This is a genomic window from Okeania sp. SIO3I5 (genome assembly GCF_010672085.1).
Taxonomy (GTDB): domain Bacteria; phylum Cyanobacteriota; class Cyanobacteriia; order Cyanobacteriales; family Microcoleaceae; genus Trichodesmium.
The window spans coordinates 1-4,338 of the sequence record NZ_JAAHHT010000420.1; the positions used below are offsets into that span (position 1 = coordinate 1).

A 4,338-nucleotide genomic window follows, 5' to 3' on the forward strand; every position below is an offset into this window, starting at 1 on the left:
GTTAGGAGTTAGGAGTTAGGAGTTAGGAGTTAGGAGTTAGGAGTTAGGAGTTAGGAGTTAGGAGTTAGGAGTTAGGAGTTAGGAGTTAGGAGTTAGGAGTTAGGAGTTAGGAGTTAGGAGTTAGGAGGGAATTTTAAGCTATAAAGAAGAGAAAGTTTTTTTATCACTAATTATCCGGACATGATATAATATAAAATCCGCTTGATTGGACATAAAAACAATCTCCAATCTTCATAACTACTAAATCTTTGTAATCCTTTCTCCTCCTGACTCCTGACTCCTGACTCCTGACTCCTGACTCCTAACTCGTTAACCAATCTATAACTGTTTAACCAGATTTGATATAATACCCTTAATGCCAAGAATACTAAAGCTTTCATCCCAAATTTATGAATTCTAAATTCTAAATTCTAAATTCTGAATTCTTACCCTATTCCCTGACTTTTGCAAGAAGTCTAAATTCTCACCCATTTTAATACATTGGGATTTTTGTCATATCTGTACTTAAAACCATCATTACCAGTAACAACTTTTCCCCGACTTGCCTTACTTCTAATTGTGTTGAGCGTATAATTCGATAGCATTTCCATTTCTTTATGGGAGAACCCTGTTATCGTAACTGATTCTGAAACAATTTTTTCTGACTCTGATTGTTGTTCTTCAACATCATCTTCTATATTGATTTCTGGCTCTGATTGTTGTTCTTCAACATCATCTTCTATATTGATTTCTTTATCTATAGTTAAATCTGCTTCAGAATCATCAACTATTTTTTCCGAAAACTTATAGTCCTGAACATCAACTAAACGCCAATTTGAATTCCCAGAAAGTTCTAGAACTTTTTGATGATAACTACACAAACTTTCTCGATGTCCAACACTAACAAATGTTGTTGCTATTTGTTCTAATTGTTGATATAAATTTCTTTCATTGGACAAATCTAAAGCACTCGTCGCTTCATCTAAAATAACGAACTGAGGATAAGTCACTAAGATTCGGGCAAAAGCCAAACGTTGTTGTTCGCCTAGTGATAATATATTCTCCCAAGGAACTTCTTCATCAAATCCTCCCACTTTAGTCAGCACTTCTGGTAGATTAACTTGTTCTAAAATCTTTTTGAGTTCTCCATCGCTGATTTCCCGCTCTAAATCCGGGTAAAGTAACTGTTCGCGTAACGTTCCTAAAATTATATAAGGACGTTGAGGCAAAAACAATATTTCATCTCGCTCTGGACGCACTAAACGACCAGTTCCAGCATTCCATAAACTAGCGATCGCTCGTAAAAGAGAGCTTTTTCCACAACCACTAGGTCCCACAATTAAAAGAGCTTGGTTTGATTCTACCTCAAAAGTCAAATCTTTAACGATTACTTTTTCATAATTAGGGGTTTGTAGGGTAACATTCTCAAAAGCGAGACGGTCTTCTTCATCAGTTTTAATAGTATTCAAACCGTTGGGTTGTTGAGTAACAGTTTCTAATGTTTCTGAAAGAATTGCTAAACGTTCAATTAAACTCGAAAATCGTCCTGAAGCTGCAATTTCACCAATCAATGTAGACAAAGCCCCGGCAAACAAATTAGACAATAAGCTAGCTTGATTCACCTCTCCGAAATCAATTTTATCTGTAATATATAAAGGGCCGACAATTAAAAAAGGAAAAATTTGAATTATTGACTGATAGCCTCGATCAAACAAATCCTTATTTCTTTGCCAATTAATTTTCTTTAAAGAACTTTTAATTACATTTCTCAACCTTTTCTGAATAATATTTAGTTCTTGTTTTTCCCCCTGAAAAAAAGCAATTGATTCAGCATGATTACGAACATGAATAACAGCATAATTATAATTTGCTTGAGATTCGAGTTGTTCTTGATTTATCTGATTCAGTTCTTGACTTAAATAAAGGGCAACAACATTACCGATTAGGGTAGAAATAATCACAACAATACCAATGATTTGAGAAATTTGCCAGAGAATCACAAAACAAACTATCATTTCCAGACTTTTTTCAACACAAGTAGCTAAAAAGCTGACAGTTGTTTTGGTAATAGGTTCAATTTCTTGGGTTAAACGTTGATCTGGATTCTCAATCTTCGAGTCAAAGTTAATTTTATAGTAAGCACAATTTTGAAAATATTTCTGCAACGTATAATTACTAAGCCACTCATACCAATCAAGGGAAATTTTCTCTTTGACAAATCTAGAAAATGCTGTCAAGAGAGTGATCATCAAAAAAGTAACAAGAATTAGGCACAGAGTTGTAATAAACTCAGATAAATTTTTCTCTTGAATGACATTAACCAATTCACGCAAAACAAAACTACTGATAGCATTAAAACTAACCAAACCAATGATTAAGAATAGCAAAAGAGCTAACATTCCCCATGATTTAATTACCTCAGAAAAAATTCGACTATCATCTTGTGTTGGATACCAATAGGGTTGAATAATTACTTTAAGTCGGTCCCAAAATTTACTAGAATCTGCTTCAGGATCAAAATTTGTGAAAATTTTTTTGAGAATAAGCTCAATCAGATTGAATGTAAACTTTACTATATTCACTTGCTCATTAACTCCAAAAGTTGTTGTGTAATTATATACAAGTAGGTCGTCAAGGTAACTTCTAATATCATGTCAGTCTACATACTTCTAATTAGGGCTTGCTGATTAATTCTAAAAAACTTACACAGTAATGATTTAAGGGATTTTGAATCAGAAATTATGCCCGATTTTCAGCTAATGGGATTTAAGCAATTTTTAAGCAAAAATATAGCCTAAACCAGCTCTCTAATATAGAACCCGGTTCATTAATGGATAATGGATAATGGAAATGGATAATGGATAATTACCTCTCCCTAAAAGGGAGAGGATTGACGCGGTAGGAAAAAGATTTATTTTTTTCCCCTTTATTGGGGAGACTTGAAACCTAAATTATCTAATTATTTAATTGTTTAATTATTAGACATCTCCGAAAAATATATAGACTTTTTGTAAAAGTAGGGAACAGGGAACACTTAACAGGGAACACTTAACAGCGAACAGGGAAGAGATTTTCAGTCAACCAACTCAAAAAACGGCGTTGGTAAATCAAGGGATGAAACTTTAAAAGTAATGTGTTTCTAATACCTCTAAATATTTAACCAGAGTAAGTGATGGGTATCACCCCTAGTAGAAAATCATCCCACCAATTACCAAGGCCGAAGAGGTAATTGTTAATTGTTAATTATTAATTATTAATTATTGAAACCTAGGGCTATGCTTCCTATTTTCAAGCTAATTAATTACACTCAAAATCATCCCCTTCGATGGAAATTTCTTCCAAATCAATATAATTTATTTGTCCAGCTTTAACTTCCTTTGGTAGATTAGTTATCTCATATTTAGTACCTTTAGGAACTAATACTTCTTTTTCAGTATACATAGCTGAAAAATCTTTGATAGAAATTCCTGAATGGTTGTGTTTTACTCGAATTACTACTTGATAACAATGACCAGAATAAGTCTCAGCAACTTTTGGATCGGAAGTAAAACTGGTGACAGAATCTAAAGTATAATCTCCATGGGGTTTTAATTGTTGAATAAAAGATTTTATTGATTTTTCACTAAAAGACATACCCCGATAAATATCACCATCATAAGCGGGCATCTTGTGCATAAAATTATTAAGATTTTCAACGTTTTTTTCGTTTTTTCCTTCTTTATCTGCTAGTCTTATTTTACGGAAATCTTCAGTGGTAAATCTTTCTAGTGCTGCTAATGATTCTGCAGCTTCAACAGAACTCATTCCACTTAATTTGGCGACCTTAGCAACAAGTGTGTTGTTGAGGTCGAGGACAACGTTATTCATAAAATTAATCTCAACCCGATACTTATTATTATCTCCTAAAATTACTCATAAAGTAATAGATATATTCAAATAATTTTTCGATATAAATAGATTACTTGGACTTTTCGTATCGATCCCTATTTACATAGACAGCAATTTCTCAACAATTCTTTATAAAAATTTTCTAGGTATAAATAACTAATCAGTATTTTTATAGACTATTAATTCTAATTTAATGATTAAGAAATAATCGGTAGATGCTGTGTTTTAGGGTTGGCAACTCTACTTGTTTTGGAATTTCAAGCAAAAAAAACCTCCAACCCCCTTGTAGCTAAATTCTATGGTGGTGGTGCTGAGAAATGGTAGAAAGAGTGTGGGAGGTGTGGGAGGTGTGGGAGGTGTGGGAGGTGTGGGAAGTGTGGGAGGTGTGGGAGGGGTGGGAGGTGTGGGAGGTGTGGTAGGTGTGGGAGGTGTGGGAGGGAAGAGCGTGATATTTTGGTCGGCCACTGGGAA

General features: G+C 33.9%; 2 protein-coding genes. Both read right to left on the bottom strand.

All coding sequences use genetic code 11. The annotated features are described in order from the left end of the window. Positions 1-455: 455 nt before the first annotated feature. On the bottom strand, positions 456-2,561 hold the full coding sequence (locus F6K40_RS39015; RefSeq protein ID WP_293145315.1) for an ABC transporter ATP-binding protein/permease: 2,106 nt from the start codon (positions 2,559-2,561) through the stop codon (positions 456-458). 715 nt (positions 2,562-3,276) lie between these two features. Next, the gene (locus F6K40_RS39020) at positions 3,277-3,846 is read right to left on the bottom strand and encodes an ADP-ribosyltransferase (protein WP_293145318.1); all 570 of its coding nucleotides are present in this window, start codon (positions 3,844-3,846) and stop codon (positions 3,277-3,279) included. Positions 3,847-4,338: the final 492 nt, after the last annotated feature.

Excerpts from the sequence above, each read along its gene's own strand:
- F6K40_RS39020 (WP_293145318.1), bottom strand. The coding sequence starts at position 3,846 with ATGAATAACGTTGTCCTCGACCTCAACAACACACTTGTTGCTAAGGTC.